General features: G+C 66.7%; 37 protein-coding genes. 3 read left to right on the forward strand and 34 right to left on the reverse strand.

Going from position 1 to position 23,515, the window contains the following annotated elements; genetic code table 11:
- The first annotated feature begins 25 nt into the window (after positions 1–25).
- Complete coding sequence (locus tag AC6CID_RS01195; protein ID WP_033096996.1) at positions 26–1,168, forward strand: acyl-CoA dehydrogenase family protein; 1,143 nt, start codon at positions 26–28, stop codon at positions 1,166–1,168.
- Positions 1,169–1,227: 59 nt separating this feature from the next.
- Positions 1,228–2,130, forward strand: coding sequence for a phosphotransferase family protein (locus AC6CID_RS01200; RefSeq protein ID WP_033096995.1), 903 nt, complete (start codon positions 1,228–1,230; stop codon positions 2,128–2,130).
- Between the two features lie 84 nt (positions 2,131–2,214).
- Here AC6CID_RS01200 and AC6CID_RS01205 read toward each other — a convergent pair whose 3' ends face one another.
- From AC6CID_RS01205 to infA, 9 genes are all read right to left on the reverse strand, one after another.
- On the reverse strand, positions 2,215–3,216 hold the full coding sequence (locus tag AC6CID_RS01205) for an alpha/beta hydrolase (protein WP_064060443.1): 1,002 nt from the start codon (positions 3,214–3,216) through the stop codon (positions 2,215–2,217).
- Positions 3,217–3,251: 35 nt separating this feature from the next.
- A complete protein-coding gene (truA, locus tag AC6CID_RS01210; RefSeq protein WP_231414039.1) occupies positions 3,252–4,088 on the reverse strand; it encodes a tRNA pseudouridine(38-40) synthase TruA in 837 nt (278 codons plus the stop codon).
- A 65-nt stretch (positions 4,089–4,153) separates the two neighbouring features.
- The gene (gene rplQ / locus AC6CID_RS01215; protein ID WP_006554582.1) at positions 4,154–4,708 is read right to left on the reverse strand and encodes a 50S ribosomal protein L17; all 555 of its coding nucleotides are present in this window, start codon (positions 4,706–4,708) and stop codon (positions 4,154–4,156) included.
- A gap of 30 nt (positions 4,709–4,738) precedes the next feature.
- Positions 4,739–5,800 (reverse strand): DNA-directed RNA polymerase subunit alpha, encoded by a 1,062-nt coding sequence (locus tag AC6CID_RS01220; protein ID WP_006554583.1) that lies wholly within the window; start codon positions 5,798–5,800, stop codon positions 4,739–4,741.
- 101 nt (positions 5,801–5,901) lie between these two features.
- Positions 5,902–6,507, reverse strand: a complete 606-nt coding sequence (gene rpsD / locus AC6CID_RS01225; RefSeq protein ID WP_006554584.1) for a 30S ribosomal protein S4 — start codon at positions 6,505–6,507, stop codon at positions 5,902–5,904.
- Positions 6,508–6,529: 22 nt separating this feature from the next.
- Positions 6,530–6,943 (reverse strand): 30S ribosomal protein S11, encoded by a 414-nt coding sequence (gene rpsK / locus AC6CID_RS01230; protein WP_006554585.1) that lies wholly within the window; start codon positions 6,941–6,943, stop codon positions 6,530–6,532.
- Complete coding sequence (gene rpsM, locus AC6CID_RS01235) at positions 6,943–7,311, reverse strand: 30S ribosomal protein S13 (protein WP_006554586.1); 369 nt, start codon at positions 7,309–7,311, stop codon at positions 6,943–6,945. Before rpsM ends, rpsK begins: the two co-directional genes overlap by 1 nt.
- 209 nt (positions 7,312–7,520) lie before the next feature.
- Positions 7,521–7,634, reverse strand: coding sequence for a 50S ribosomal protein L36 (rpmJ, locus tag AC6CID_RS01240; RefSeq protein ID WP_003938068.1), 114 nt, complete (start codon positions 7,632–7,634; stop codon positions 7,521–7,523).
- Between the two features lie 92 nt (positions 7,635–7,726).
- The gene (infA, locus tag AC6CID_RS01245; RefSeq protein ID WP_006554587.1) at positions 7,727–7,948 is read right to left on the reverse strand and encodes a translation initiation factor IF-1; all 222 of its coding nucleotides are present in this window, start codon (positions 7,946–7,948) and stop codon (positions 7,727–7,729) included.
- A gap of 219 nt (positions 7,949–8,167) precedes the next feature.
- On the opposite strand from infA, the gene dtd reads away from it, so the two are divergent.
- The gene (gene dtd / locus AC6CID_RS01250; protein ID WP_033096992.1) at positions 8,168–8,605 is read left to right on the forward strand and encodes a D-aminoacyl-tRNA deacylase; all 438 of its coding nucleotides are present in this window, start codon (positions 8,168–8,170) and stop codon (positions 8,603–8,605) included.
- Between the two features lie 24 nt (positions 8,606–8,629).
- Here the strand turns inward: dtd and map are convergent, their stop codons facing one another.
- From map to AC6CID_RS01375, 25 genes are all read right to left on the reverse strand, one after another.
- Positions 8,630–9,427, reverse strand: a complete 798-nt coding sequence (map, locus tag AC6CID_RS01255; RefSeq protein WP_006554589.1) for a type I methionyl aminopeptidase — start codon at positions 9,425–9,427, stop codon at positions 8,630–8,632.
- A gap of 14 nt (positions 9,428–9,441) precedes the next feature.
- Positions 9,442–9,987 carry an adenylate kinase gene (locus AC6CID_RS01260; protein ID WP_006554590.1) on the reverse strand — a complete coding sequence of 182 codons (546 nt, stop codon included), beginning with the start codon at positions 9,985–9,987 and terminating at the stop codon, positions 9,442–9,444.
- The gene (gene secY / locus AC6CID_RS01265; RefSeq protein ID WP_006554591.1) at positions 9,984–11,297 is read right to left on the reverse strand and encodes a preprotein translocase subunit SecY; all 1,314 of its coding nucleotides are present in this window, start codon (positions 11,295–11,297) and stop codon (positions 9,984–9,986) included. The genes AC6CID_RS01260 and secY overlap by 4 nt, the downstream gene beginning before the upstream one ends.
- A 227-nt stretch (positions 11,298–11,524) precedes the next feature.
- Positions 11,525–11,968 carry a 50S ribosomal protein L15 gene (gene rplO, locus AC6CID_RS01270; protein ID WP_006554592.1) on the reverse strand — a complete coding sequence of 148 codons (444 nt, stop codon included), beginning with the start codon at positions 11,966–11,968 and terminating at the stop codon, positions 11,525–11,527.
- Between the two features lie 2 nt (positions 11,969–11,970).
- Entirely contained in the window at positions 11,971–12,150 is a 180-nt protein-coding gene (gene rpmD, locus AC6CID_RS01275; protein WP_006554593.1) for a 50S ribosomal protein L30, read from the reverse strand.
- On the reverse strand, positions 12,150–12,797 hold the full coding sequence (rpsE, locus tag AC6CID_RS01280; protein ID WP_006554594.1) for a 30S ribosomal protein S5: 648 nt from the start codon (positions 12,795–12,797) through the stop codon (positions 12,150–12,152). The genes rpmD and rpsE overlap by 1 nt, the downstream gene beginning before the upstream one ends.
- A gap of 31 nt (positions 12,798–12,828) precedes the next feature.
- Complete coding sequence (rplR, locus tag AC6CID_RS01285; RefSeq protein ID WP_006554595.1) at positions 12,829–13,236, reverse strand: 50S ribosomal protein L18; 408 nt, start codon at positions 13,234–13,236, stop codon at positions 12,829–12,831.
- Positions 13,237–13,238: 2 nt separating this feature from the next.
- Complete coding sequence (gene rplF / locus AC6CID_RS01290) at positions 13,239–13,778, reverse strand: 50S ribosomal protein L6 (protein ID WP_006554596.1); 540 nt, start codon at positions 13,776–13,778, stop codon at positions 13,239–13,241.
- Between the two features lie 15 nt (positions 13,779–13,793).
- The gene (gene rpsH / locus AC6CID_RS01295) at positions 13,794–14,192 is read right to left on the reverse strand and encodes a 30S ribosomal protein S8 (RefSeq protein ID WP_006554597.1); all 399 of its coding nucleotides are present in this window, start codon (positions 14,190–14,192) and stop codon (positions 13,794–13,796) included.
- Between the two features lie 173 nt (positions 14,193–14,365).
- Entirely contained in the window at positions 14,366–14,551 is a 186-nt protein-coding gene (locus AC6CID_RS01300; protein ID WP_006554598.1) for a type Z 30S ribosomal protein S14, read from the reverse strand.
- 4 nt (positions 14,552–14,555) lie between these two features.
- Complete coding sequence (gene rplE, locus AC6CID_RS01305; protein ID WP_006554599.1) at positions 14,556–15,122, reverse strand: 50S ribosomal protein L5; 567 nt, start codon at positions 15,120–15,122, stop codon at positions 14,556–14,558.
- 1 nt (position 15,123) lies between these two features.
- Positions 15,124–15,441, reverse strand: coding sequence for a 50S ribosomal protein L24 (gene rplX, locus AC6CID_RS01310; RefSeq protein WP_006554600.1), 318 nt, complete (start codon positions 15,439–15,441; stop codon positions 15,124–15,126).
- Positions 15,441–15,809, reverse strand: a complete 369-nt coding sequence (rplN, locus tag AC6CID_RS01315) for a 50S ribosomal protein L14 (RefSeq protein ID WP_006554601.1) — start codon at positions 15,807–15,809, stop codon at positions 15,441–15,443. Before rplN ends, rplX begins: the two co-directional genes overlap by 1 nt.
- A 319-nt stretch (positions 15,810–16,128) precedes the next feature.
- A complete protein-coding gene (gene rpsQ / locus AC6CID_RS01320; RefSeq protein ID WP_024101619.1) occupies positions 16,129–16,413 on the reverse strand; it encodes a 30S ribosomal protein S17 in 285 nt (94 codons plus the stop codon).
- Positions 16,410–16,646, reverse strand: coding sequence for a 50S ribosomal protein L29 (gene rpmC, locus AC6CID_RS01325; RefSeq protein WP_006554603.1), 237 nt, complete (start codon positions 16,644–16,646; stop codon positions 16,410–16,412). Before rpmC ends, rpsQ begins: the two co-directional genes overlap by 4 nt.
- Positions 16,646–17,062: a 50S ribosomal protein L16 gene (gene rplP / locus AC6CID_RS01330; RefSeq protein ID WP_006554604.1), complete on the reverse strand. Its 417-nt coding sequence runs from the start codon at positions 17,060–17,062 to the stop codon at positions 16,646–16,648. The genes rpmC and rplP overlap by 1 nt, the downstream gene beginning before the upstream one ends.
- Positions 17,063–17,066: 4 nt before the next feature.
- Positions 17,067–17,864: a 30S ribosomal protein S3 gene (gene rpsC / locus AC6CID_RS01335; protein ID WP_006554605.1), complete on the reverse strand. Its 798-nt coding sequence runs from the start codon at positions 17,862–17,864 to the stop codon at positions 17,067–17,069.
- Positions 17,864–18,256, reverse strand: a complete 393-nt coding sequence (gene rplV / locus AC6CID_RS01340) for a 50S ribosomal protein L22 (RefSeq protein WP_006554606.1) — start codon at positions 18,254–18,256, stop codon at positions 17,864–17,866. Before rplV ends, rpsC begins: the two co-directional genes overlap by 1 nt.
- On the reverse strand, positions 18,253–18,534 hold the full coding sequence (gene rpsS / locus AC6CID_RS01345; RefSeq protein ID WP_003938088.1) for a 30S ribosomal protein S19: 282 nt from the start codon (positions 18,532–18,534) through the stop codon (positions 18,253–18,255). The genes rplV and rpsS overlap by 4 nt, the downstream gene beginning before the upstream one ends.
- Positions 18,535–18,553: 19 nt before the next feature.
- Positions 18,554–19,387, reverse strand: a complete 834-nt coding sequence (gene rplB / locus AC6CID_RS01350; protein ID WP_024101620.1) for a 50S ribosomal protein L2 — start codon at positions 19,385–19,387, stop codon at positions 18,554–18,556.
- 38 nt (positions 19,388–19,425) lie between these two features.
- Positions 19,426–19,731 (reverse strand): 50S ribosomal protein L23, encoded by a 306-nt coding sequence (rplW, locus tag AC6CID_RS01355; RefSeq protein ID WP_006554608.1) that lies wholly within the window; start codon positions 19,729–19,731, stop codon positions 19,426–19,428.
- Positions 19,728–20,411 carry a 50S ribosomal protein L4 gene (gene rplD, locus AC6CID_RS01360; RefSeq protein WP_006554609.1) on the reverse strand — a complete coding sequence of 228 codons (684 nt, stop codon included), beginning with the start codon at positions 20,409–20,411 and terminating at the stop codon, positions 19,728–19,730. The genes rplW and rplD overlap by 4 nt, the downstream gene beginning before the upstream one ends.
- Positions 20,408–21,061, reverse strand: coding sequence for a 50S ribosomal protein L3 (gene rplC / locus AC6CID_RS01365; protein ID WP_006554610.1), 654 nt, complete (start codon positions 21,059–21,061; stop codon positions 20,408–20,410). Before rplC ends, rplD begins: the two co-directional genes overlap by 4 nt.
- Before the next feature lie 45 nt (positions 21,062–21,106).
- Positions 21,107–21,412, reverse strand: coding sequence for a 30S ribosomal protein S10 (gene rpsJ, locus AC6CID_RS01370; RefSeq protein WP_003938093.1), 306 nt, complete (start codon positions 21,410–21,412; stop codon positions 21,107–21,109).
- Between the two features lie 484 nt (positions 21,413–21,896).
- Positions 21,897–23,405: an amidase gene (locus AC6CID_RS01375; RefSeq protein ID WP_498353482.1), complete on the reverse strand. Its 1,509-nt coding sequence runs from the start codon at positions 23,403–23,405 to the stop codon at positions 21,897–21,899.
- Between the last annotated feature and the right edge of the window lie 110 nt (positions 23,406–23,515).

Below are 23,515 nucleotides of genomic sequence, written 5' to 3' on the forward strand. Positions count from 1 at the left end.
CCCCAGCCTTCCAGGAGGAACCACCGTGCCCGTCGAGCGTCTGCTTCCCACCCGCGAGGCCTACGACCTGATCGACCTCACCCGCGACGTCGCCGACAAGGTACTCGCCCCGCGCGTCGACGAGCACGAGCGCAAGGAGACCTTCCCCGAGGGCGTCTTCCCCGCACTCGGCGCCGCAGGACTGCTGAGCCTGCCGTACCCCGAGGAGTTCGGCGGCGGCGACCAGCCCTACGAGGTCTACCTGCAGGTCCTCGAGGAACTCGGCGCCCGCTGGGCGGCCGTGGCGGTCGCGGTGAGCGTGCACGGGCTGTCGTGCTTCGCGCTCGCCACCCACGGCACCGACGAGCAGAAGAACAAGTGGCTCCCGGAGATGCTTGGCGGCAACACCATCGGCGCGTACAGCCTCTCCGAGCCGCAGGCCGGATCCGACGCCGCGGCCCTCGCGTGCCGCGCGAAGCCCGTCGACGGCGGCTACCGCATCACCGGCTCGAAGGCGTGGATCACCAACGGCGGCAAGGCCGACTTCTACACCCTGTTCGCCCGCACGGCCGACACCGGCAGCAAGGGCATCTCGTGCTTCCTCGTGCCCGCCGGCACCGAGGGCCTGTCCTTCGGCAAGCCCGAGGAGAAGATGGGCCTGCACGCCATCCCCACCACCTCCGCCCACTACGACGACGCCTTCGTCCCGGCCGAGCGCCGGATCGGCGCCGAGGGACAGGGACTGCCGATCGCGTTCAGCGCACTGGATTCCGGACGCCTGGGGATCGCCGCCGTCGCGACGGGTCTGGCCCAGGCCGCCCTCGACGAGGCGACGGCCTACGCCAAGGAACGGCAGGCCTTCGGCAAGCGCATCATTGACCACCAGGGCCTCGGCTTCGTTCTCGCCGACATGGCCGCCGCCGTCGACTCGGCCCGCGCCACCTATCTCGACGCTGCCCGGCGCAAGGACGCCGGCCTGCCCTACTCGCGGCAGGCGTCGGTGGCCAAGCTCGTCGCGACGGATGCCGCCATGAAGGTCACGACCGACGCTGTGCAGGTCCTCGGTGGATACGGCTACACCCGCGACTTCCCGGTCGAGCGCTTCATGCGCGACGCGAAGATCACGCAGATCTTCGAGGGCACCAATCAGATTCAGCGACTCGTGATCGCGCGGTCCCTCGCGGGGTGAACGATCACAAGCCGGAAGCGACAGGGGTTTTCGCGGCGAAAGATCGCTAGAGTGCCTTCATGCCGGACGCCCTGGAGCGGCTCACTCCACAGCAACGCCACCTGCTGACGCAGCGGTTCGGCCGCATCGTCGTGGTCTCCGACATGAGTTGGGGACTGGTGTCGACCACTGTCCTCGAGGTCGACACCGACGACGGGCTGCTGGTCGTGAAGGCGGGCGGAACTCCGGATCGGCACATCGGCCGCGAGATCAGCGCGCACGAGCGGTGGACCGCTCCGTGGGTACGGTGCGGTCGGGCCGCCCGCATGGTGTTCGCCGACCGCGCGACGAAACTCGTCGTGACGGAATACCTTCCGGGACGGCTCGTCCTGGGCACCGCCGCGTCGTCCCGTCTCGACGTCTACGAACAGGCCGGCGCGCTGCTCGCCCAGTTCCATCGCCAGGAGCATGTGGTGGACGAGGGGTACGAGCGATCGGCGAACACGAAGACGCTGCGGTGGCTCGCGGCGCCGCACCGTATCGGTCCCGACGTCGCCGGCCGATTGCGCTCGATGGTCGAGGGATGGCCGACACCGACGGCCACCCTGGTGCCCACCCACGGCGACTGGCAGAGCCGCAACTGGCTCGCCGACGACATCGGTGTGGTGAAGGTGATCGACTTCGGGCGTGCCGCGATGCGCCCGGCGGGTGAGGACTTCGAGCGGCTCGCGGTACGCGAGTTCCTCCGGGTCCCCGGTGCCGAGCAGGCCTTCCTGCGTGGCTACGGCGAGGATCCCCGTGAGGAGGACGCCTGGTTCCGCCGACGTGTCCGCGCGGCGGTCGCGGTCGCGGTGTGGGCCTTCCATGTGGGCGACGACTGCTACGAGGCCGAGGGCCACCGCATGATCGCCGAGGCGCTCGGCCGCTTCCCGGTTCGCTCGATGCGCTCATCAGCAACGTCCTCGAGTTCCTGGACTGGCTGATCCGACGAACATGTGAGAACGCCCGAGGGGGTGAGGTCGCGGACCTCACCCCCCGGGTGTCTTATCGAGCGCAGCGCTCTCGGCTCAGGCGCCGATGGCCTCGCCGAGCACGGGCCACGACTCGTGCAGGGCCTCCTGCCAGTAGCCCCAGGTGTGGGTACCGTCGGGCCGGACCGAGTAGGTCGCCTCGACCCCGGCTGCGTCCAGCGCACCGCGCAGTCGCGTCGTGCAATCGTTCACGCCGGCCTCGATGATCCCGAGCAGAGCCACATCGGGAAGGACGGCGACACCGTCCTGCTCCCATGCCTTCAATTCGTACGGGCCCGGGACACCGCTGCTCGTGGAGACGTACACGGCCTTGCCGCGCAGCTTCTCGGCGTTGAGCACGACGTCCTGTTCCGTCCAGTGCTCACCGGCGACCGGTCCCCACATGTTCTCGACCTCGCCCCCGCCGAACGCGACGACGATCTCCGCATAGCGCGAACCGATCTCCGAGGCGGTCTCGGCGCATCCGCTGTACGAACCCACCGCCTGGTAGAGATCGGGCGCCTGCTGGGCGAGCGCCAGCGCCGACGTCGCCGACATCGACACACCGGCGATCGCGTTGCGGCCGCTCGCGCCGAGCGTCTCGTCGACCACCGACGGGATCTCCTCGGTGAGGAAGGTCGTCCACTTGTTGCGTCCGAGAACGGGATCGTCCTCGAGCCAGTCGGTGTAGTAGCTGAACGCGCCACCGACCGGAGTGACGACGTTGACGTTCTTGTCGCCGAAGAACTCCACGATGTCGGTCTGCTCGCGCCAGGTCGCCCGGTCCAGTCCCCCGCCGGCACCGTTGAGCAGGTAGAAGACCGGTCGCGGCGCGCTCGTGTCGGCCGGTCGCAGCACCTGCAGCTCGATGGTGCGTTCCATCGACGGCGAGTACACGAACAGCGACCAATCGCGGTCGGTGTGCTTCTCGATGCGTTCGACAGTCGCGCTCTGCGACCGAGTCTCGCCGGTCGCGGCGGCCGGGAGATCCTCGGCGTGGGCGACCGCGGCACCGGACAGGACCAGCGACGAGACGGCGAGCGCCCCGATCGTCCCCATCAACGCAAACCGTCGTGCGCGCACATTCGTTCCCTTCATCCGCAACAGCCGGGCGTGATGGGCCCGCGCATCTCCCGCGTCGCAGCGTTGCGCGCGGCGAGTTCCTCGTCAGCAGGGTAGTCGACGCGAACCAGTGACAGGCCGTGGGCCGGTGCCACCGCGACGGACGCCGCACGTTCGCGTTCGTCGAGCAGGGCCGTCATCCACTCGACGCTGCGACGCCCCTCCCCCACGGCCAGGGCCGCGCCGACGAGGCTGCGCACCATCGACCAGCAGAAGGCGTCGGCGCTGACATAGGCGGTGAGGATGTCGCCTTCGCGGGTCCAGTCGTATCGCTGCAGTTCACGTACGGTCGTCGCACCCTCCCGCCGCTTGCAGAAGGCGGCGAAGTCGTGCAGGCCGAGCAGCGACTGCGACGCGCGTTGCATCGCATCGAGATCGACGGCCTTCGGCCACGCGACGGTGTCGCGGGCACGCAGCGGCTCGGCGCCGTACACCGCTGTGGTGAGGCGGTATTCGTAGTGGCGCCGGATCGCCGAGAAACGCGCGTCGAAATGTTCGGGGGCGACGGAGATCCCGGTGACCCGCACGTCGCGGGGCAGGAACCGTGCGAGACGGCGGACCCAGCGCGACGGATCGTCGGGCAGCACCGCGGTGGGGACGTCGACGTGGGCGACCTGCCCGGAAGCGTGCACGCCGGCGTCGGTGCGACCGGCGACGGTGAGCAGCACGGGGGTGCGGACGATCGCGGAGAGCTTTTCCTCGATCTCCCCGCACACCGTGCGACGTCCGGGCTGCCGTGCCCAGCCGGAGAAGTCGGTGCCGTCGTACGCGATGTCGAGTCGCAGACGGGTTGTCTCGTGAGAAGCCACGAGCCCGCCGCCCTCGGAAGGGTCGGCGGGCTCGTGAGCTTCAGCAGATGCCGAAACCAAGTGGATTAGTCCTTCTTGGCCTCGTCCGCCTCGGGTGCGTCGGCAGCCGTGGCGTTGGTGTCCTCGACACCCTCGACGACGGCGTCGGCGTTCGCGACCTCGGCGTCGGTGGCCTCGGCCTCGACGGCCTGGACCGCGTTGTCCTCGGCGGGTGCCTGCGAGGCGGCGACGCGGCGAGCGCGGTCGGCCTCGGAGGTGACGGTCTTCTCGCGCACCAGCTCGATGATGGCCATGGGGGCGTTGTCGCCCTTGCGCGGCATCGTCTTGATGATGCGGGTGTAACCGCCGTTGCGGTCCTCGAAGGAGGGACCGATCTCCGCGAACAGCGAGTGGACGACGTCCTTGTTGCGGATGACCTTCAGCACCTCACGACGCGAGGCCAGCGTGCCGGCCTTGGCGTGCGTGACGAGCTTCTCGGCGTACGGGCGCAGGGCCTTGGCCTTGGCCTCGGTGGTGGTGATGCGGCCGTGCTCGAAGAGCGCGGTGGCCAGGTTGGCCATGAGCGCCTTCTGATGCGAGGCCGATCCGCCGAAGCGGGCGCCCTTCTTGGGCTTGGGCATGATTTTCTCCTAGTAACGGACCGTGAGCTGCTACAGCTGCTCGGTCTCGGCGTAGTCCTCGTTGCCGTCGTTGTCACCGAAGGAGCCGGCCTCGGTATCGCTCCAGGTACCGGTCGCGGCGTCGTAGCCGGCGACGGTGCTGGGGTCGAACGATGCCGGGCTGTCCTTGAGGGACAGGCCGAGCGAGTGCAGCTTGACCTTGACCTCGTCGATGGACTTCTGGCCGAAGTTGCGGATGTCGAGCAGGTCGGATTCCGTCCGTGCCACGAGCTCGCCGACGGTGTGGACACCTTCGCGCTTGAGGCAGTTGTAGGACCGGACCGTGAGGTCGAGGTCCTCGATCGGAAGTCCGAAGGAGGCGATGTGGTCGGCCTCGGCGGGCGAGGGACCGATCTCGATGCCTTCTGCTTCGACGTTCAGCTCACGAGCCAGACCGAAGAGCTCCACGAGGGTCTTGCCCGCCGAGGCGAGCGCGTCCCGCGCGCTGATCGAGTTCTTGGTCTCCACGTCGAGAATGAGCCGATCGAAGTCGGTGCGCTGCTCGACGCGGGTCGCTTCCACCTTGTACGTCACCTTGAGCACCGGCGAGTAGATCGAGTCGACCGGGATACGGCCGATCTCGGCGCCGGACGCCTTGTTCTGCACGGCAGGAACGTAGCCGCGACCGCGCTCGACGACGAGCTCGATCTCCAGCTTGCCCTTGTCGTTCAGGGTGGCGATGTGCAGATCCGGGTTGTGGATGGTGACACCGGCCGGGGGCACGATGTCGCCGGCCGTGACGGTGCCCGGCCCCTGCTTGCGGACGTACATGGTGACCGGCTCGTCCTCTTCGGAGCTCACCACGAGACCCTTGAGGTTCAGGATGATGTCGGTGACATCCTCCTTCACCCCGGGAACGGTGGTGAACTCGTGGAGAACGCCGTCGATGCGGATGCTGGTGACAGCGGCGCCCGGGATCGACGAGAGCAGGGTGCGACGAAGCGAGTTGCCGAGGGTGTACCCGAAGCCAGGCTCGAGCGGCTCGATGACGAACTTCGAGCGGTTTTCAGCGATGACCTCTTCGGTCAGTGCGGGTCGCTGAGAGATGAGCATCTGTTGCCTCCTTGTGGGCGTCCGCCATATGACGCCCTAGTGGAATGGAGCGGTGTCCTCCCGCCCGGACGGACCGGAGGACACCACGACACCGAGGTGTCTTACTTCGAGTAGTACTCGACGATCAGCTGTTCCTGCAGCGGGATGTCGATCTGCGCGCGCTCGGGGAGCTGGTGGACCAGCACTCGCAGACGCGGGCCGACGACCTGCAGCCAACCCGGAACCGGGCGCTCGCCCTGGGTCTCGCGGGCGACCTGGAAGGGCAGCGTGCTCAGCGACTTCTCGCGGACATCGATGATGTCGTACTGCGAGACGCGGTAGCTGGGGATGTCGACCTTCTTGCCGTTGACCAGGAAGTGGCCGTGGCTCACCAGCTGGCGGGCCTGACGACGCGTGCGGGCGAGGCCGGCACGGTAGACGACGTTGTCCAGGCGCGACTCGAGGATGACCAGCAGAACCTCACCGGTCTTGCCGGGGCGGCTTGCGGCCTCTTCGTAGTAGCGACGGAACTGCTTCTCCATGACGCCGTACGAGAAGCGGGCCTTCTGCTTCTCCTGCAGCTGGAGCAGGTACTCGCTCTCCTTGATCCGCGCGCGGCCGTGCTGGCCGGGCGGGTAGGGGCGACGCTCGAAGGCCTGATCGCCTCCGACCAGGTCGACACGGAGACGACGCGACTTACGAGTAACGGGACCGGTATAACGAGCCATTTTTCTTTACCTTCCTTTCCCGTTAGACGCGACGCCGCTTGGGCGGACGGCAACCGTTGTGGGGCTGCGGGGTGACATCGGAGATGGTGCCGACCTCGAGGCCTGCGGCCTGGAGGGAACGGATCGCCGTCTCGCGGCCCGAGCCCGGGCCCTTGACGAAGACGTCGACCTTCTTGACACCGTGTTCCTGCGCCTTGCGGGCGGCGTTCTCGGCGGCGAGCTGTGCGGCGAACGGGGTCGACTTGCGCGAACCCTTGAAGCCGACGTGGCCGGAGGACGCCCAGGAGATCACGTTGCCCTGCGGGTCCGTGATGGACACGATGGTGTTGTTGAACGTGCTCTTGATGTGAGCGGCACCGTGCGGAACGTTCTTCTTGTCCCTGCGCCGTGCCTTCTGGGTCTTCTTCGGACCGGTGCTGCGTGACTTGGGAGGCATTACTTCTTCTTTCCTGCGACGGTGCGCTTCGGACCCTTGCGGGTGCGGGCGTTGGTCTTGGTGCGCTGTCCACGCACGGGCAGACCACGACGGTGTCGCAGGCCCTGGTAGCAGCCGATCTCGATCTTGCGGCGGATGTCCGCCTGAACCTCGCGACGGAGGTCACCCTCGACCTTGTAGCTCTCCTCGATGTACTCGCGGAGCTTGGCGAGGTCCTCGTCCGTCAGATCCTTGCTGCGCAGGTCCGGGTTGACACCCGTGGCCTCGAGGATCTCCTGGGAGCGGGTACGGCCGATGCCGTAGATGTACGTGAGTGCGATCTCCATCCGCTTTTCGCGGGGAAGATCGACACCTGCGAGACGTGCCATGTGGCATTCCTATTCGGTGTGCGGAGGTCTGCTCCCAGCCCGTCCCCTGCGTCGAAGAACTGTGTGATTCAAAAACACAGTGGGGCCCCGGCCTCCGTACCGGGGGTTGATCGCGCAGCTCCTCGACGGATCGAGGATCGTAACCACGCGACTGGTGCTGGAAGGTCTTCGTGCTTGTTGCCAAGCAGATCTTCGAGACGAAGGTGGATCTAGCCCTGACGCTGCTTGTGACGCAGGTTCTCGCAGATCACCATGACCCGACCGTTACGGCGGATCACCTTGCACTTCTCGCAGATCTTCTTGACGCTAGGCTGAACCTTCACGTAAGTCCGATCTCCTGTATGTGCGCCGCCGGACACGGCAGAGCCGGCCCGGCGACATGATTCTCCCCGACCGTGTGGCCGGGGAAGCTTCGTTACTTGTAGCGGTAGACGATGCGTCCACGCGTGAGGTCGTAGGGAGAAAGCTCCACGACAACGCGGTCCTCGGGAAGGATACGAATGTAGTGCTGACGCATCTTTCCGCTGATGTGGGCGAGAACCTTGTGCCCGTTCTCCAGCTCGATGCGGAACATCGCATTGGGCAGCGGTTCGATTACCCGGCCCTCGACCTCGATTGCCCCGTCTTTCTTAGCCATATCCTCCGCGATCCGTTGTTCGGCGTTGTGGTTGCATCGGCATCCGTTACCGTGACGCTCGGCAACTCCGGGACCGGACACGAACCGAGATTCGAAGGAATTCGACACGGGACCGATCGGAGCGCAGCGCGCACCACCGATCAATGGTACGGGAAGTTGACCGTCCAGGACAAATGAGCTCCGGCACACTCGTGCCCACGACCAGGAGGAGGACCGCACGTGCGGGCGTTGATCCAGCGGGTGACCACGGCGGCGGTGGCGGTCGACGGAGCCGAGGTGGCCCGCATCACGCCGGCCGAAGACGGTCACGGTCTGCTCGTGCTGGTCGGCGTCACGCACGACGACGACGAGACCAAGGCCGCGACGCTCGCCCGGAAGGTGTGGACGATGCGCATCCTCGAGGACGAGCGATCCGCCTCCGACGTCGACGCCCCGATCCTGGTGGTCAGCCAGTTCACGCTCATGGCCGACACGAGGAAGAGCAGGCGTCCGTCGTGGTCGGCCGCCGCTCCCCGCCCGATCGCCGAACCTCTCGTCGATGCGTTCGCGAACGCTCTACGAGATCTCGGCGCGACGGTGGAGACCGGGAAGTTCGGGGCCCACATGGAGGTGAGCCTCGTCAACGACGGACCGGTCACGCTCCTCGTCGACGTATGACGCCGCGGAGTACGACCGCTCGCGTCACTCCGGCCGGACGGTGAGGATACGGGGGCCGTCCTCGGTGACCGCTACCGTGTGCTCCCAGTGCGCGGCCCGGCTGCCGTCGACGGTCACCACCGTCCACTCGTCGTCGAGGACCTCGGTCTCGTAGGTACCGAGGGTGAGCATCGGCTCGACGGCGAGCACCGATCCGACGACGAGCTTCGGGCCCTTGCCCGGCTTGCCTTCGTTGGGGAGGAACGGATCCATGTGCATCTCGCGCCCGATACCGTGACCGCCGTAGCCGTCGACGATGCCGTACAAGCGGCCGTGCACCTTCTCGGCGGCATGCGTGCCTTGCTCGATCGCATGCGAGACGTCGGTCAGGCGGTTGCCCGGGAGCATCGCCGCGATACCGGCCTCGAGCGACAGACGGGTGGCCTCGCTCAGGTCGATGTCGGCCTGCGACAGCTCCCCGATCCCGAAGGTCCATGCCGAGTCGCCGTGCCAGCCGTCGAGGATCGCGCCGCAGTCGATCGACACGAGGTCGCCCTCGGCGAGCACCACCGACACCGACGGGATGCCGTGGACGACGACCTCGTTGACCGACGAACAGATCGAACCGGTGAAGCCGTGGTAGCCCAGGAAGGACGGAACGGCCCCCGCATCGCGGATGACCGATTCCGCCACCTGGTCGAGTTCCAGGGTGCTCACGCCCGGCTTGGCGGCCTCGCGCACTGCGACGAGTGCGGCACCGACCACGGCTCCCGCCGCCGCCATCGCGTCGAGTTCACCCGAGGTGCGGAACGGAACCACTGAGCGCTTGCGCCCGAAACCCATGTCGAACTACCCGTCTACTTTCCGAGTGCGGACAGAGCCCGCGAATTGATCTCCTCGACCTCACCGATCGCGTCGACCGTGATGATCGAGTCGGCGTAGTAGTCGAGCAGCGGGGCCGTCTCCTCACGGTAGACCCGGAGACGGTTGCGGATCACGTCTTCGGTGTCGTCGGCGCGACCGCGGGCGAGCATGCGCTCGACCACGACGTCCTCGTCGATGACGAAGGACAGCACGCCATCGAGCTCGACACCGAGATCCTTCAGGATGTTCTCGAGTTCCTTGGCCTGCTCCACGCTGCGCGGGAAGCCGTCGAGGAGGAAGCCGTTGGCGGCGTCGGGCTCGGCCAGACGCTCACGCACCATGTTGTTGGTGATCTCGGCGGGAACGAGCTCCCCCGCGTCGATGTACTTCTTGGCCTCGACGCCGAGCGGGGTGCCCTGCCCGATGTTCGCGCGGAAAAGATCGCCCGTCGAGATGGCGGGGACGCCGAGCTTCTCGGACAGAATCGCGGCCTGTGTGCCCTTGCCGGCACCGGGAGGACCGAGCAGTACAAGTCTCACTTGAGGAACCCTTCGTAGTTGCGCTGCATCAGTTGACTTTCGATCTGCTTGACAGTGTCCAGCGCGACACTGACGAGAATGAGAACCGCGGCGCCACCGAAGATGCTCGAGGCCGTCTGGCTGCCGGACAGGAAGAAGTTCGGCAGCGTCGCGATGAGGCCGAGGTAGATCGAGCCCGGAACCGTGATGCGGTTGAGCACGAAACTGAGATATTCGGCGGTCGGGCGACCGGGGCGGATGCCCGGGATGAAGCCGCCGTATTTCTTCATCTCGTCGGCCCGCTCCTCCGGATTGAAGGTGATGGCGACGTAGAAGAAGACGAAGAACACGATCAGGGCGAAGTAGATCGCGATGTAGACCGGGTTGTTCGGATTGACCAGGTACTCGTTGATGATCCGCTGCCACCAACTCGGATCCGGGTTCGTCGTGGCACCGGTGAGCTGCGCGACGAGATTGGGCAGGTACAGCAGCGACGACGCGAAGATGACGGGGATGATGCCCGCCTGGTTGACCTTCAGCGGCAGGTAGGTCGACGAACCGCCGTACATACGACGGCCGACCATGCGCTTGGCGTACTGCACCGGGATCCGGCGCTGACCCTGCTCGATGAACACGACACCCGTGATGAGGGCCAGGGCCACGACGCAGACGATCGCGAAGACGAGGCCGCCGCGGGATTCGAGGATCATGCGACCCTCGCTCGGCAGCGCGGCCGCGATACCGGCGAAGATCAGCAGCGACATGCCGTTGCCGACACCGCGTTCGGTGATGAGCTCACCGAACCACATGACGACGGCGGCACCGGCGGTCATCACCAGCACGATGACGACCATCCCGAAGATGCTGTCGTCGGCGAGGATCGGCTCCGAGCAGCCCTGCAGCAGCTGCCCTCGGGCGGCGAGCGCGACGATGCCGGTGGCCTGCAGGACGGCGAGCGCGACGGCGAGATAACGCGTGTACTGCGTCATCTTGGCCTGGCCGGACTGGCCCTCCTTGCGCAGTTCCTCGAAGCGTGGAATGACCACGGTGAGCAGCTGGACGATGATGCTCGCGGTGATGAACGGCATGATGCCGATCGCGAAGACCGACAACTGCAGTAGCGCGCCGCCGGAGAACAGATTGATCAGCGAGTAGATGCCGGCCTGCTCGCTGCCGGCGAGCTGATCGACACAGGCCTGGACGTTGCCGTAGTCGACGCCCGGGGACGGCACGGTAGCACCGAGGCGGTACAGCGCCACGAGCCCGAGGGCGATGAGAATCTTCCGCCTCAGGTCCGGTGTCCTGAGGGCCGAGACGAAGGCGGAAAGCAAAGATCCTCCTGGCGGGCCGATCGGGGACGACGGATCGAGAGGGATCCGTCGGACGGTAGACAACTCTGAAACTCTAACAGTGGGCCCCGATGAGAGGCGTAGCCCGGTAGCCTATGTCACCGCTGCGAACGCAGCTTGGGACACCGGTGCGAACGCGCGAACGGCCGCGGTGCAGGTATCTGCACCGCGGCCGTTCGACAGCCGTGACTCACACGCGAAAGTACAGGTCAGGCCTGGACGGTCGCGCTGCCACCGGCTGCAGCGATCTTCTCCTGAGCGGAGGCCGAGAACTTGTCGGCGGTGACCTGCACGGCCACCGTCAGCTCGCCCTCGCCGAGGACCTTGACGAGCTGGTTCTTGCGAACCAGACCCTTCGCCACGAGGTCCGCGACACCGATCTGTCCACCCTCGGGGAACACGCGAGCGATGTCCCCGACGTTGACGATCTGGTACTCGGTACGGAATGCGTTCTTGAAGCCCTTGAGCTTCGGCAGACGCATGTGGATGGGCATCTGGCCACCCTCGAAGGCCGGCGACACGTTCTTGCGTGCCTTCGTGCCCTTCGTACCGCGGCCGGCGGTCTTGCCCTTCGAACCCTCACCGCGTCCGACGCGGGTCTTGTCCGTCTTCGCACCCGGAGCCGGGCGCAGGTGATGCAGCTTGATGGTCATTCTCAGACCTCCTCAACGGTGACGAGGTGACGCACCACGTTGATGAGGCCACGATTCTGCGCATTGTCCTCGCGGACGACGGACTGGCGGATCTTCCGCAGACCGAGGGTCCGGAGGCTGTCGCGCTGATTCGACTTGGCCCCGATGGTGCTCTTGATCTGGGTGATCTTCAGCTCTGCCATTACTTCACGCTCCCAGCAGCCTGTGCACGTGCGCGCAGCATGCCGGCGGGGGCAACTTCCTCGAGGGTGAGGCCACGGCGAGCCGCGACTTCCTCGGGACGCTGCAGACCCTTGAGGGCCGCAACCGTCGCGTGCACCACATTGATGGCGTTGTCGGAGCCGAGCGACTTCGACAGGATGTCGTGGACACCCGCACACTCCAGCACCGCGCGCACAGCGCCACCGGCGATGACACCGGTACCGGGGGAAGCCGGACGCAGCAGGACGACACCGGCTGCAGCCTCTCCCTGGACGGGGTGGGTGATGGTTCCGCCGATGAGCGGGACGCGGAAGAAGTTCTTGCGAGCTTCCTCGACACCCTTCTGGATGGCCGCGGGAACTTCCTTGGCCTTGCCGTAGCCGACGCCGACCAGGCCGTTGCCGTCGCCCACGATCACCAGAGCGGTGAAGCTGAAGCGACGACCGCCCTTGACGACCTTCGACACACGGTTGATCGAGACGACACGCTCGATGTAGTTCGACTTCTCGGCAGCGTTGCCGCCGCGCGAGTCGCGGTCGCGGCGGTCGCGACCGCCACGGTTGTCACCGCTGTTGGGGTTCTGTCCGGCGGGGCCGTTGCCGCCGTCACGCCGCTGACGTCCCGGCATCAGGCGTTCCTTCCGTTCGAGAAAATGGTCATCAGAACTTCAACCCGCTTTCGCGAGCCGCGTCCGCGAGGGCCGCGATGCGTCCGCTGTAGGTGTGGCCACCGCGGTCGAAGACCACGGCTTCCACGCCGGCAGCCTTCGCGCGCTCGGCGATCAGCTGACCGACCTTCGCGCCGCGAGCCTTCTTGTCGCCCTCGAGAGCGCGCACATCGGGTTCGATGGACGACGCTGCGGCGAGAGTGGTGCCCGTCAGGTCGTCGACCAGCTGCACGTGCAGGTGGCGCGAGGACCGGTTGACGACGAGGCGGGGACGCTCGGCGGTGCCGGAGATCTTCTTGCGGAGGCGGAAGTGACGACGCGTCTTCGAAAGGCGACGCGTGGTGGAGGCGTCCTTGCCGCGCGGGATGCGCTTGGCCTTCTGGTTCTCGGTCTGGCTCATGATCACTTACCCGTCTTTCCGACCTTGCGACGGACCTGTTCACCCTCGTAGCGGATGCCCTTGCCCTTGTAGGGGTCGGACTTGCGCAGCCGGCGGATGTTGGCCGCGATCTGGCCGACCTTCTGCTTGTCGATGCCCGAGATCGAGAAGCGCGTGGGGTTCTCGACGGCGAACGTGATGCCCTCGGGCGCCTCGATCAGCACGGGGTGGCTGTAGCCGAGCGAGAACTCGAGGTCCTTGCCCTTGAGGGCCACGCGGTAGCCGACGCCGTGGATCTCCATCTTGGTGGTGTAACCCTCGGTGACACCGACGATGAGGTTCTGCACGAGCGTCCGCGACAGGCCGTGCAGCGCGCGGCTGCGACGCTCGTCGTTCGGGCGCGTGACGTTGATTGCCCCGTCCTCACCCTTGGCGACGGCGATCGGCTCGGCGATCGTCAGGGACAGGTTGCCCTTGGGGCCCTTGACTGCAACATCCTGGCCGTCGATGGTGATCTCGACGCCCGAAGGAACTGCAACGGGGAGTTTTCCGATTCGCGACATTGTGGTGGCCTCCCTTTACCAGACGTAGGCGAGGACTTCCCCGCCCACTCCCTGCTTGGCCGCCTGGCGATCGGTGAGCAGGCCGGAGGACGTGGAGATGATCGCCACGCCGAGGCCGCCCAGGACCTTGGGCAGGTTGGTGGATTTCGCGTACACGCGCAGGCCGGGCTTCGACACGCGGCGCACGCCGGCAAGGCTGCGCTCACGGGAAGGTCCGTACTTGAGGTCGACGATGAGGGTCTTGCCCACCTCGGCGTCCTCGGTGCGGTAGTCGGAGATGTAGCCCTCGCGCTTGAGGATCTCGGCGATGTTCACCTTGATCTTCGAGGACGGGAGCTTGACCTCGTCGTGGTACGCCGTGTTGGCGTTACGCAGACGCGTCAAGAAGTCTGCGATGGGGTCGGTCATGGTCATGGCTGACCTGTTCACCTTTCTCGATGCGGTTCCCATGCAACGCCGGAACATGCCGGCCGTGGGCCTACATCGAAACTCGGTTTCGATAGCGGATTCGTCGACGGATCGGCGACGAACCCATGACAGCGTGACAGTGGGCGGAGAACTTCTCGGTCCTCCGCCCACCGCTCACGTCACCAGGAGCTCTTGTGAACTCCCGGAAGTTCTCCGCGGTGTGCCATCTCGCGAAGGCAGATGCGGCAGAGTCCGAACTTGCGGAAGACCGAGTGCGGGCGCCCGCAGCGCTGGCAGCGGGTGTAGGCGCGCACCGCGAACTTCGGCTTCTTGTTGGCCTTGTTGACCAGTGCCTTCTTAGCCATGGGCTCAGTTCTCCTTGAACGGGAAGCCGAGGTGCTTGAGCAGGGCACGGCCTTCTTCGTTGTTGGTAGCGGTGGTCACGACAGTGATGTCCATGCCGCGCGGGCGATCGATCTTGTCCACGTCGATCTCGTGGAACATCGACTGCTCGTTCAGGCCGAACGTGTAGTTGCCGTTGCCGTCGAACTGGTTGCCGTTGAGGCCGCGGAAGTCCCGGATACGGGGAAGCGCGATGGACACGAGACGGTCCAGGAACTCCCACATGCGGTCGCCGCGCAGCGTGACGCGCGCACCGATCGGCATGCCCTCGCGCAGCTTGAACTGTGCGATGGACTTGCGGGCCTTACGGATCTCCGGCTTCTGACCGGTGATGAGCGCGAGGTCGTTGACGGCTCCGTTGATGAGCTTCGCGTCGCGGGCGGCGTCGCCGACACCCATGTTGACGACGACCTTCACGACGCCGGGGATCTGCATGACGTTCGCGTAGTCGAACTCCGCGTTCAGCGCGTCCTTGATCTCGGCGCGGTAGCGGGCCTTCAGGCGCGGCTGGGTCTTGTTCTCGGTGGAAGTCATGTCAGAGGTCCTTCCCGTTCTTCCGGGAAATCCGAACGCGCTTGCCGGTTTCCTCATCGGTGCGGTAGCCCACGCGGGTGGGGTTTCCGTCCGAGTCGACGACCGCAACGTTGGAAACGTGGATCGGGGCCTCCTGCGTCACGATGCCGCCGGAGGAGGCGCCACGCTCGTTCGCAGAGACGGCGGTGTGCTTCTTGATACGGTTCACGCCCTCGACGAGGACCTTGCCGGTCGCCGGGTAGGCCGCGATGACCTTGCCCTTGGCGCCCTTGTCCTTGCCCGAGATGACGAGCACGGTGTCACCCTTGTGCACCTTCATCACAGCACCTCCGGAGCGAGCGAGACGATCTTCATGAACCGCTTGTCGCGGAGCTCGCGACCGACGGGTCCGAAGATGCGGGTGCCGCGAGGATCGTTGTCGCCCTTGATGATGACGGCAGCGTTCTCGTCGAACTTGATGTAGGAACCGTCCGGACGGCGGCGCTCCTTGGCGGTGCGCACGATCACGGCCTTGACGACATCGCCACGCTTGACGTTGCCGCCGGGGATCGCGTCCTTGACGGTGGCGACGATGACGTCACCGATTCCGGCGTAGCGACGGGACGAGCCACCGAGAACGCGGATGCAGAGGATCTCCTTGGCACCCGTGTTGTCGGCGACGCGCAGTCGCGACTCCTGCTGGATCACTTACTTCTCCTTGACCTGGATTGGTGTGTACGTCAGATTTCCGACCTGGACGTACGCGGTCGTCGGTTGCCTGCGGCGCACGCGCGAATCACACACGGGTCCCGTAAGCAACCCGTCCAGAGTAGGCCATATACCGTACGCAGGGCAAATTCGCGAATTGTGATGTCACTCCCCACCCCGGAACCGGGCGTGTCGCAGCGACGTCCACCGCTCCCCCACGCGAGGGCTGCACCTACTACCCGACGCACAGCACCCCACCGCCCGCGGTGCGGGTGGTGGGGTGCTGCATGTTCTCGGTCCTGTCGAGGACGAGGAGGCCTTACTTGGCCTTCTCGAGCACCTCGACCAGACGCCAGCGCTTCGACGCGGACAGCGGACGGGTCTCCATCAGCTGCACGCGGTCGCCGATGCCGGCCAGGCCGTTCTCGTCGTGCGCCTTCACCTTGGTCGTACGGCGGATGATCTTGCCGTACAGCGGGTGCTTCACCCGGTCCTCGAGCTCGACGACGATGGTCTTCTCCATCTTGTCCGAGACGACGTAACCGATGCGGACCTTACGGCTCGCGCGCTGTTCCTGGTTGCTCACTGCCTTTTCCTCACTCATGCCACGTCACCCGCATTCGGGCCGGTGGCCAGTCCGAGCTCGCGCTCGCGCAGCACCGTGTAGATACGGGCGATCTCGTTGCGCACCACGCGGAGCCGACGGTTGTTGTCCAGCTGGCCGGTGGCCATCTGGAAGCGGAGGTTGAACAGCTCTTCCTTGGCTTCGCGGAGCTTGTCGGTCAGCTCTTCGTCGCTCAGCTCGCGGAGTTCCGCGGCGGGGGTACCGGTAGCCATCAGAACTGCTCCTCCCTCGTCACGATGCGGCACTTGCAGGGGAGCTTGTGCATCGCGCGACGCAGAGCCTCGCGCGCAATCTCCTCGTTGGGGTAGCTCATCTCGAACAGCACGCGACCGGGCTTGACGTTCGCGACCCACCACTCCGGCGAACCCTTACCGGAACCCATGCGGGTCTCGGCAGGCTTCTTGGTGAGGGGGCGATCCGGGAAGATGTTGATCCAGATCTTGCCGCCACGCTTGATGTGCCGGGTCATGGCGATACGAGCGGACTCGATCTGCCGGTTGGTGATGTAGGCCGGCTCGAGAGCCTGGATGCCGTAGTCACCGAAGGCCACCTGGGTTCCGCCCTTGGCGGCACCCGTACGGCTCGGATGGTGCTGCTTGCGGTGTTTGACCCGCCGGGGGATCAACATTGCGTCAGCCCTCCTTGTTCTCGGTCGAGGCAGGAGCGTCGCTCGATGCGGCGCGGCCGGCCTCGGTGCTCGTCGCGGTGGTGCCCGACGCGCCGGAACGACGCGGGCGGCTCGGACGCTCACGACGCGGCCGGTCGGCGGGAGCAGCTGCAGCAGCAGCGAGCTCACGACGGCCACCGACGATGTCGCCCTTGTAGATCCAGACCTTCACGCCGATGCGGCCGAAGGTGGTCCGTGCCTCGTAGAGGCCGTAATCGATGTCCGCGCGCAGCGTGTGCAGCGGGACGCGACCTTCGCGGTAGAACTCCGAACGCGACATCTCGGCGCCACCGAGGCGGCCCGAGCACTGCACGCGGATGCCCTTGACGTTCGGCTGACGCATGGCCGACTGGATGGCCTTGCGCATCGCACGACGGAAGGCGACACGGTTCGAGAGCTGCTCGGCGACGCCCTGCGCCACGAGCTGAGCCTCGGACTCCGAGTTCTTGACCTCGAGGATGTTCAGCTGGACCTGCTTACCGGTCAGCTTCTCGAGCTCGGCGCGGATGCGATCGGCCTCGGCGCCGCGGCGTCCGATGACGATCCCGGGACGAGCGGTGTGGATGTCCACACGCACACGGTCGCGGGTGCGCTCGATCTCGACCTTCGCGATGCCGGCGCGCTCGAGGCCGGAGGCCAGGAACTTGCGGATCGCGACATCTTCCTTGACGTAGTCCGCGTACTGCTTGTCCGCGTACCAACGAGACTTCCAGTCGGTGGTGACGCCCAGACGGAAGCCGTGCGGGTTGATCTTCTGGCCCACTACTGAGCTCCCTTCCGGCGGTTACGAGTCGAGGCCGACCCGACGCTTTCCACGATCACGGTGATGTGGCTCGACCGCTTGCGGATGCGGAACGCACGGCCCTGGGCACGCGGCTGGAACCGCTTCAGGGTCGCACCCTCGTCCACGTACGCAGTCGCGACGACGAGCGTGCTGGGGTCGAGGTTGTAGTTGTTCTGCGCGTTCGCAGCGGCCGACGCGATCACCTTGGCGACCGGCTCGGCCGCGGCCTGCGGCGCGAACTTGAGGATGGCCAGGGCCTCCTCGACGGACTTACCGCGAACGATGTCGACGACGCGGCGCGCCTTCATCGGGGTCACGCGCACGTGGCGCGCAACAGCCCGAGCGCTGTTGGTGGTGGTTTCAGTGCTCATCGACGCTTGCTCTTCCGGTCGTCCTTGATGTGGCCCTTGAACGTACGGGTCGGCGCGAACTCACCGAGCTTGTGACCGACCATGGACTCCGAGACGAACACCGGCACGTGCTTGCGTCCATCGTGGACAGCGAACGTATGACCGATGAAGTCGGGCAGAATCGTGGAACGGCGCGACCAGGTCTTGATGACCTGCTTGGTGCCCTTCTCGTTCTGCGTGTCCACCTTCGCCAGGAGGTGGTCGTCGACGAACGGGCCCTTCTTGAGGCTGCGTGGCATTCTCTAACTCCCTCCTTGACTAGCGCTTCTTGCCGGTACGGCGACGACGGACGATGAGCTTGTCGGACGCCTTGTTCTTGCGGGTGCGGCCCTCGGGCTTGCCCCATGGGCTGACCGGGTGGCGACCACCCGAGGTCTTGCCCTCGCCACCACCGTGCGGGTGGTCGACCGGGTTCATCACGACACCACGGACGGTCGGGCGCTTGCCCTTCCAGCGCATACGGCCGGCCTTGCCCCAGTTGATGTTCGACTGCTCGGCGTTGCCGACCTCGCCGACGGTGGCGCGGCAGCGCACGTCGACGCGACGGATCTCGCCGGAGGGCATACGCAGCGTGGCGTAGGTGCCTTCCTTACCGAGGAGCTGGATGCTCGCACCGGCGGAGCGGGCCATCTTGGCGCCGCCACCCGGACGCAGCTCGACCGCGTGGATGGTCGTACCCGTCGGGATGTTGCGCAGCGGCAGGTTGTTGCCGGGCTTGATGTCGGCGTTGGGGCCCGACTCGACGGGAGCACCCTGCACGAGGCCCTTGGGGGCGATGATGTAGCGCTTCTCGCCGTCCACGTAGTGGAGCAGCGCGATGCGCGCGGTGCGGTTGGGGTCGTACTCGATGTGAGCGACCTTGGCCGGCACGCCGTCCTTGTCGTTGCGACGGAAATCGATCAGGCGGTAGGCGCGCTTGTGTCCGCCACCCTTGTGACGGGTGGTGATGCGGCCGTGCGCGTTACGTCCACCGCGACCGTGCAGCGGGCGCACCAGCGACTTCTCGGGCGTCGACCGAGTGATCTCGGCGAAGTCCGCCACGCTGGCGCCACGACGGCCCGGCGTAGTCGGCTTGTACTTACGGATTGCCATGAGTCTTCTCGTCCTCTATCTCTCGAGAGTTCCGATCGCTAGGCGACCGGGCCTCCGAAGATCTCGATGGGCTTGCTGTCGGCCGTGAGGGTCACGAGCGCGCGCTTGGTGTTCTTGCGCTTGCCGTAACCGAACCGGGTCCGCTTGCGCTTGCCCTGACGGTTGGCGGTGTTGACGCTGCTCACCTTGACGCCGAAGACCTTCTCGACGGCAATCTTGATCTGCGTCTTGTTCGAGTCCGGGTGGACCAGGAAGGTGTAGGTGCCCTCTTCCATCAGCCCGTAGGACTTCTCGGAGACGACGGGAGCCAGCAGGATGTCGCGAGGATCGGCGATCGTGCTCACTTGCTCTCCTCCTTCACTTCCTGGCCGGACTCGGCCGGCCCGTGGATGAACGTGTTGAGCGCCTCGACGCTGAACACGACGTCATCGCTGTAGAGCACGTCGTAGGTGTTCAGCTGATCCGGCGCGAGCGCGTGGACGTTGGGAAGGTTCTGAACCGACTTCCACGCCGCCACGTCTTCACGGCCGACGACGAGCAGGACCTTCTTGCGGTCGCTGATCTCGCCCAGGAACGTGCGAGCACTCTTCGTCGACGGGGTCTGACCCGCGACGAGTTCGGTGATCACGTGGATGCGCTCGTTGCGCGCCCGGTCGGAGAGGGCTCCGCGCAGGGCGGCGGCCTTCATCTTCTTGGGGGTGCGCTGGCTGTAGTCGCGCGGCTGCGGGCCGTGGACGGTGCCACCGCCGGCGAACTGCGGCGCACGGGTCGAGCCCTGACGTGCGCGGCCGGTGCCCTTCTGGCGGTACGGCTTCTTGCCACCGCCGCGGACCTCGCCGCGGGTCTTGGTGGCGTGCGTTCCCTGGCGGGCCGCGGCGAGCTGCGCGGTGACGACCTGGTGCAGCAGCGCGATGTTCGCGGGAGCGTCGAAGATCTCGGCGGGGAGATCGACGGAGCCGGAGGTCTGGCCACCGGGGGCCTTGACGTCCAGGGTCAGCTTGGTTGCGGTCTCGGTGCTGGTCATGCCCGTGCACCACCCTTCACTGCGGTCTTGACGATCACGAGGCCGCCCTTGCGACCCGGGATCGCGCCCTTGATCAGCAGCAGACCGTTCTCGGCGTCCACCTTGTGGACCGAGAGGTTCTGCGTCGTGATGCGGTCGGAGCCCATACGGCCGGACATGCGCGTGCCCTTGAACACGCGGCCCGGGGTGGCGCAACCACCGATGGAGCCCGGACGACGGTGCACGGCCTGCGTACCGTGCGACGCACCCTGGCCGGCGAAGCCGTGACGCTTCATGGTGCCGGCGAAGCCCTTGCCCTTCGAGGTGCCGGTGACGTCGACGTAGGCGCCGTCCTCGAACACCTCGGCGGTGAGTTCCTGGCCGACCTCGTACTCGGAGGCGTCCTCGATCCGGAGCTCGACCAGGTGACGGCGCGGCGTGACGCCGGCCTTCTCGAACTGGCCGCGAACCGGCTTGTTGACCTTGCGCGGCGCGATGGCACCGTAGGCGAGCTGCACGGCGTTGTAGCCGTCGCGCTCCTCGGTGCGGATCTGCGTGACCACGTTCGGTCCGGCCTTGACGACGGTGACCGGGACAACCCGGTTGTTCTCGTCGAAGACCTGGGTCATGCCGAGCTTGGTGCCCAGGATTCCCTTGATCTGGTTAGTCATGTGTTGTCTCCGCTGCGTCTTTCACAAGCTCGCTGTAATCGAATGTCACTGAATGTTGACGTCGACACTCGCCGGGAGATCGATGCGCATGAGCGCGTCGACGGTCTTCGGCGTCGGGTCGAGGATGTCGATGAGCCGCTTGTGCGTCCGCATCTCGAAGTGCTCGCGCGAGTCCTTGTACTTGTGCGGCGAGCGGATGACGCAGTACACGTTCTTTTCAGTGGGCAACGGCACCGGGCCGACCACGCGGGCACCCGTACGGGTCACCGTCTCGACGATCTTGCGCGCAGATGCGTCGATCGCCTCGTGGTCATAGGCCTTGAGCCTGATGCGGATCTTCTGTCCCGCCACGCTTAGTGTCCTTTTCTTGCCGCGTTTCGTGATCCCCGGCGGAGCCGGAAACCACCTCGTCTGCACAGTTCCCCAGGGAACGGCGACCGAGAACAGCACTCGAACACAGTGCGAGCCGGACGTATCCGATCCGCTTGCCGCTGTTCATCTGTCATTGTTCTCCGGTCCACGCGGTCGGGCGTGTCGGCCCGCCGCTCATTCCCCGGCGTCGATGCTGGAAGGCTTCGACACCGCAAGGAACGGAACCGGCTGCGCTCCACAGGAGCACACAGGGGTACTGCTTCCGTCTTGCATGTGGCCGCGACCAGGCCGTGAGGCTCGATCCGCGACTGTCACGTCTTTCCCGATCCGAGCCGCGAAACATCCATGGCCCGGTCAAGGCAACCCGACCAGTATGCAGGAGCACGGCCGAGAGTTCAACTCACGACGGTGCGTGATGTACACCTCGGCGATACGCCGTGCGGTCGGATCCGCGTGGTCGAACCTAGCCGATGGGGTTCATCGGCAGGGTCCGAACCGGAGCGGCCGCCCCGATCGTATTCGTCGGGTCGGGACCGGGGCCCGGCTGCACCTGCGCGACCTCGGGGACCCGTGCGCCGGCGGCGACGAGCTGCGGCTCGTCGCGCCAGATCGGCAGTGCCTCCTGCAGTTCGAGCCCGATGCCGATGAGATGTTCGTCCTGCCACGGCCGCGCACCGAGCTGCACACCGACCGGCATCCCCGTCGCGGCGGAGTACCCGGCGGGCAGGGTCACCACGGGGGCACCGGAGTAGTTCGCCCATCGCACGGGGCCCGTCACTCCGGCCGTGACACTGATGCCGAGGAACTCCTGGCGTCGTGCGCCGTCGACGGAGGCGCCGGGCAGCATGATCGCGTCGAGATCCTGGTCGACGAACATCCGGTTGTAGTCGCTCTGGTACCGCAGACGGTCGCGTTCGAAGGTGAGGTAGTCGCCCACCGGCACGGCCAGCGAGGCCACCGCCGTGCCCGCGGCCACCGCGTTCTCGGGGCGATACAGGCCGAGCCGGTCGGTGAACTGCTGGTGGTAGGCACCCATCTCGACCTGGTCGCCGGTCGCGAGGGATTCCGGCAGGGACGGCATCGTCACCGGGACCGTGACCGCACCGAGCGATTCCGCCACCCGTGCCGCGTCGTCGACGACGCGCTGCACCGCCTCGGGGGGTGCGGGATTCGTGTTCACGGGCAGTCCGATCCGCACGCCGGCGAGGGGACTCGCTCCCCCGACGGCCGTCACGGGATAACCGCCCTCGGGAACGTCGGGGCCGAGTGCCGTGATCGGGTCGGCCGGATCCGCGCCCGCGAGCACGGTCATCATCAGGGACGCGTCGGCGACGCTGCGGCCCATCGGACCCACGTGGTCGCGGGTCCAGGTCAGCGGGATCATGCCGTGCGAGGTGATGCGCCCGTAGGTCGGCTTGATCGACGAGACACCGCAGGCGCTCGCCGGGAACCGGACCGAACCGCCGGTGTCGCTACCGATCGCGAGGGGCGCGAACCGCGCGGCGAGCACGGCCGCGCTGCCGCCGGACGATCCGCCGGGCGACATCTCGGTGTTCCACGGATTGCCCACCTGAGGGGTGGCGACACCGATCGCGAACTCGTCGGTGTGCGCGTGCCCCATGAGCACCGCACCGGCGTCCTCGAGTCGACGCCACACACCCGAGTGCCCGGCCGCGATGTTGCCCTCGAGGACGCGACTCGACGCGGTGAGCGGAAGCCCGGACACCGCGAAGATGTCCTTGAGAGCGATCGGGAGCCCGCACACGAGCGGCGCCGGGGTCCGATCGCGGCGCGCACGGGCGAGCCGCTCCCCCGCCGCCTCGGCCGCCGCGTAGGCCACTTCGGGGTAGAGCCGGATCCACGCACCGATCGCTCCGTCGTACGAGCGCGTGCGGTCCAGACAGGCATCGAGCAGTTCGCGCGGGTGCAGTTCGCCGGCGTGCAGCAGCGCTGCCGCCTCGACCGCACTCATCCTCGCGGGATCGGTGACGGTGTCGGGTGGAGGAAGCCTGCGTGGCGGAGCCGCACGACCGCTCCCCGCGGTCGCACCCCACGCGAACAATCCGCCGGCGGCCCCTCCCA

The organism is Rhodococcus sp. GQ147, from assembly GCF_059759155.1.

Coding starts and splice junctions, on each gene's coding strand:
- rpmD (WP_006554593.1), bottom strand. CDS start 12,150: ATGGCAGAGCTGAAGATCACCCAGATCAAGAGCACCATCGGGGCCAAG.
- AC6CID_RS01300 (WP_006554598.1), bottom strand. CDS start 14,551: ATGGCTAAGAAGGCACTGGTCAACAAGGCCAACAAGAAGCCGAAGTTC.
- rpsH (WP_006554597.1), bottom strand. CDS start 14,192: ATGACCATGACCGACCCCATCGCAGACTTCTTGACGCGTCTGCGTAAC.
- rplQ (WP_006554582.1), bottom strand. CDS start 4,708: ATGCCCAAGCCCAAGAAGGGCGCCCGCTTCGGCGGATCGGCCTCGCAT.
- infA (WP_006554587.1), bottom strand. CDS start 7,948: ATGGCTAAGAAAGACGGGGCAATCGAGGTCGAGGGCCGGGTAATCGAA.
- rplP (WP_006554604.1), bottom strand. CDS start 17,062: ATGTTGATCCCCCGGCGGGTCAAACACCGCAAGCAGCACCATCCGAGC.
- AC6CID_RS01200 (WP_033096995.1), top strand. CDS start 1,228: ATGCCGGACGCCCTGGAGCGGCTCACTCCACAGCAACGCCACCTGCTG.
- rplX (WP_006554600.1), bottom strand. CDS start 15,441: ATGAAGGTGCACAAGGGTGACACCGTGCTCGTCATCTCGGGCAAGGAC.
- rpmC (WP_006554603.1), bottom strand. CDS start 16,646: ATGGCTACCGGTACCCCCGCCGCGGAACTCCGCGAGCTGAGCGACGAA.
- rpsK (WP_006554585.1), bottom strand. CDS start 6,943: ATGCCTCCCAAGTCACGCAGCACCGGTCCGAAGAAGACCCAGAAGGCA.
- rplO (WP_006554592.1), bottom strand. CDS start 11,968: ATGACCATCAAGCTGCATCACCTGCGCCCGGCTCCGGGTGCGAAGACG.
- rplR (WP_006554595.1), bottom strand. CDS start 13,236: ATGAGCCAGACCGAGAACCAGAAGGCCAAGCGCATCCCGCGCGGCAAG.
- rpsQ (WP_024101619.1), bottom strand. CDS start 16,413: ATGAGTGAGGAAAAGGCAGTGAGCAACCAGGAACAGCGCGCGAGCCGT.
- rplD (WP_006554609.1), bottom strand. CDS start 20,411: ATGACCAGCACCGAGACCGCAACCAAGCTGACCCTGGACGTCAAGGCC.
- rplE (WP_006554599.1), bottom strand. CDS start 15,122: ATGACTTCCACCGAGAACAAGACCCAGCCGCGCCTGAAGGCCCGCTAC.
- AC6CID_RS01375 (WP_498353482.1), bottom strand. CDS start 23,405: ATGAGTGCGGTCGAGGCGGCAGCGCTGCTGCACGCCGGCGAACTGCAC.
- map (WP_006554589.1), bottom strand. CDS start 9,427: ATGGGTTTCGGGCGCAAGCGCTCAGTGGTTCCGTTCCGCACCTCGGGT.
- rpsM (WP_006554586.1), bottom strand. CDS start 7,311: ATGGCACGTCTCGCAGGTGTCGATCTTCCCCGCGAAAAGCGGATGGAG.
- AC6CID_RS01220 (WP_006554583.1), bottom strand. CDS start 5,800: ATGCTCATCTCTCAGCGACCCGCACTGACCGAAGAGGTCATCGCTGAA.
- rpsS (WP_003938088.1), bottom strand. CDS start 18,534: ATGCCACGCAGCCTCAAGAAGGGCCCGTTCGTCGACGACCACCTCCTG.
- rpsE (WP_006554594.1), bottom strand. CDS start 12,797: ATGCCGGGACGTCAGCGGCGTGACGGCGGCAACGGCCCCGCCGGACAG.
- rplB (WP_024101620.1), bottom strand. CDS start 19,387: ATGGCAATCCGTAAGTACAAGCCGACTACGCCGGGCCGTCGTGGCGCC.
- rplV (WP_006554606.1), bottom strand. CDS start 18,256: ATGAGCACTGAAACCACCACCAACAGCGCTCGGGCTGTTGCGCGCCAC.
- rplC (WP_006554610.1), bottom strand. CDS start 21,061: ATGACTAACCAGATCAAGGGAATCCTGGGCACCAAGCTCGGCATGACC.
- AC6CID_RS01205 (WP_064060443.1), bottom strand. CDS start 3,216: ATGGGGACGATCGGGGCGCTCGCCGTCTCGTCGCTGGTCCTGTCCGGT.
- rpsD (WP_006554584.1), bottom strand. CDS start 6,507: ATGGCTCGTTATACCGGTCCCGTTACTCGTAAGTCGCGTCGTCTCCGT.
- rplF (WP_006554596.1), bottom strand. CDS start 13,778: ATGTCGCGAATCGGAAAACTCCCCGTTGCAGTTCCTTCGGGCGTCGAG.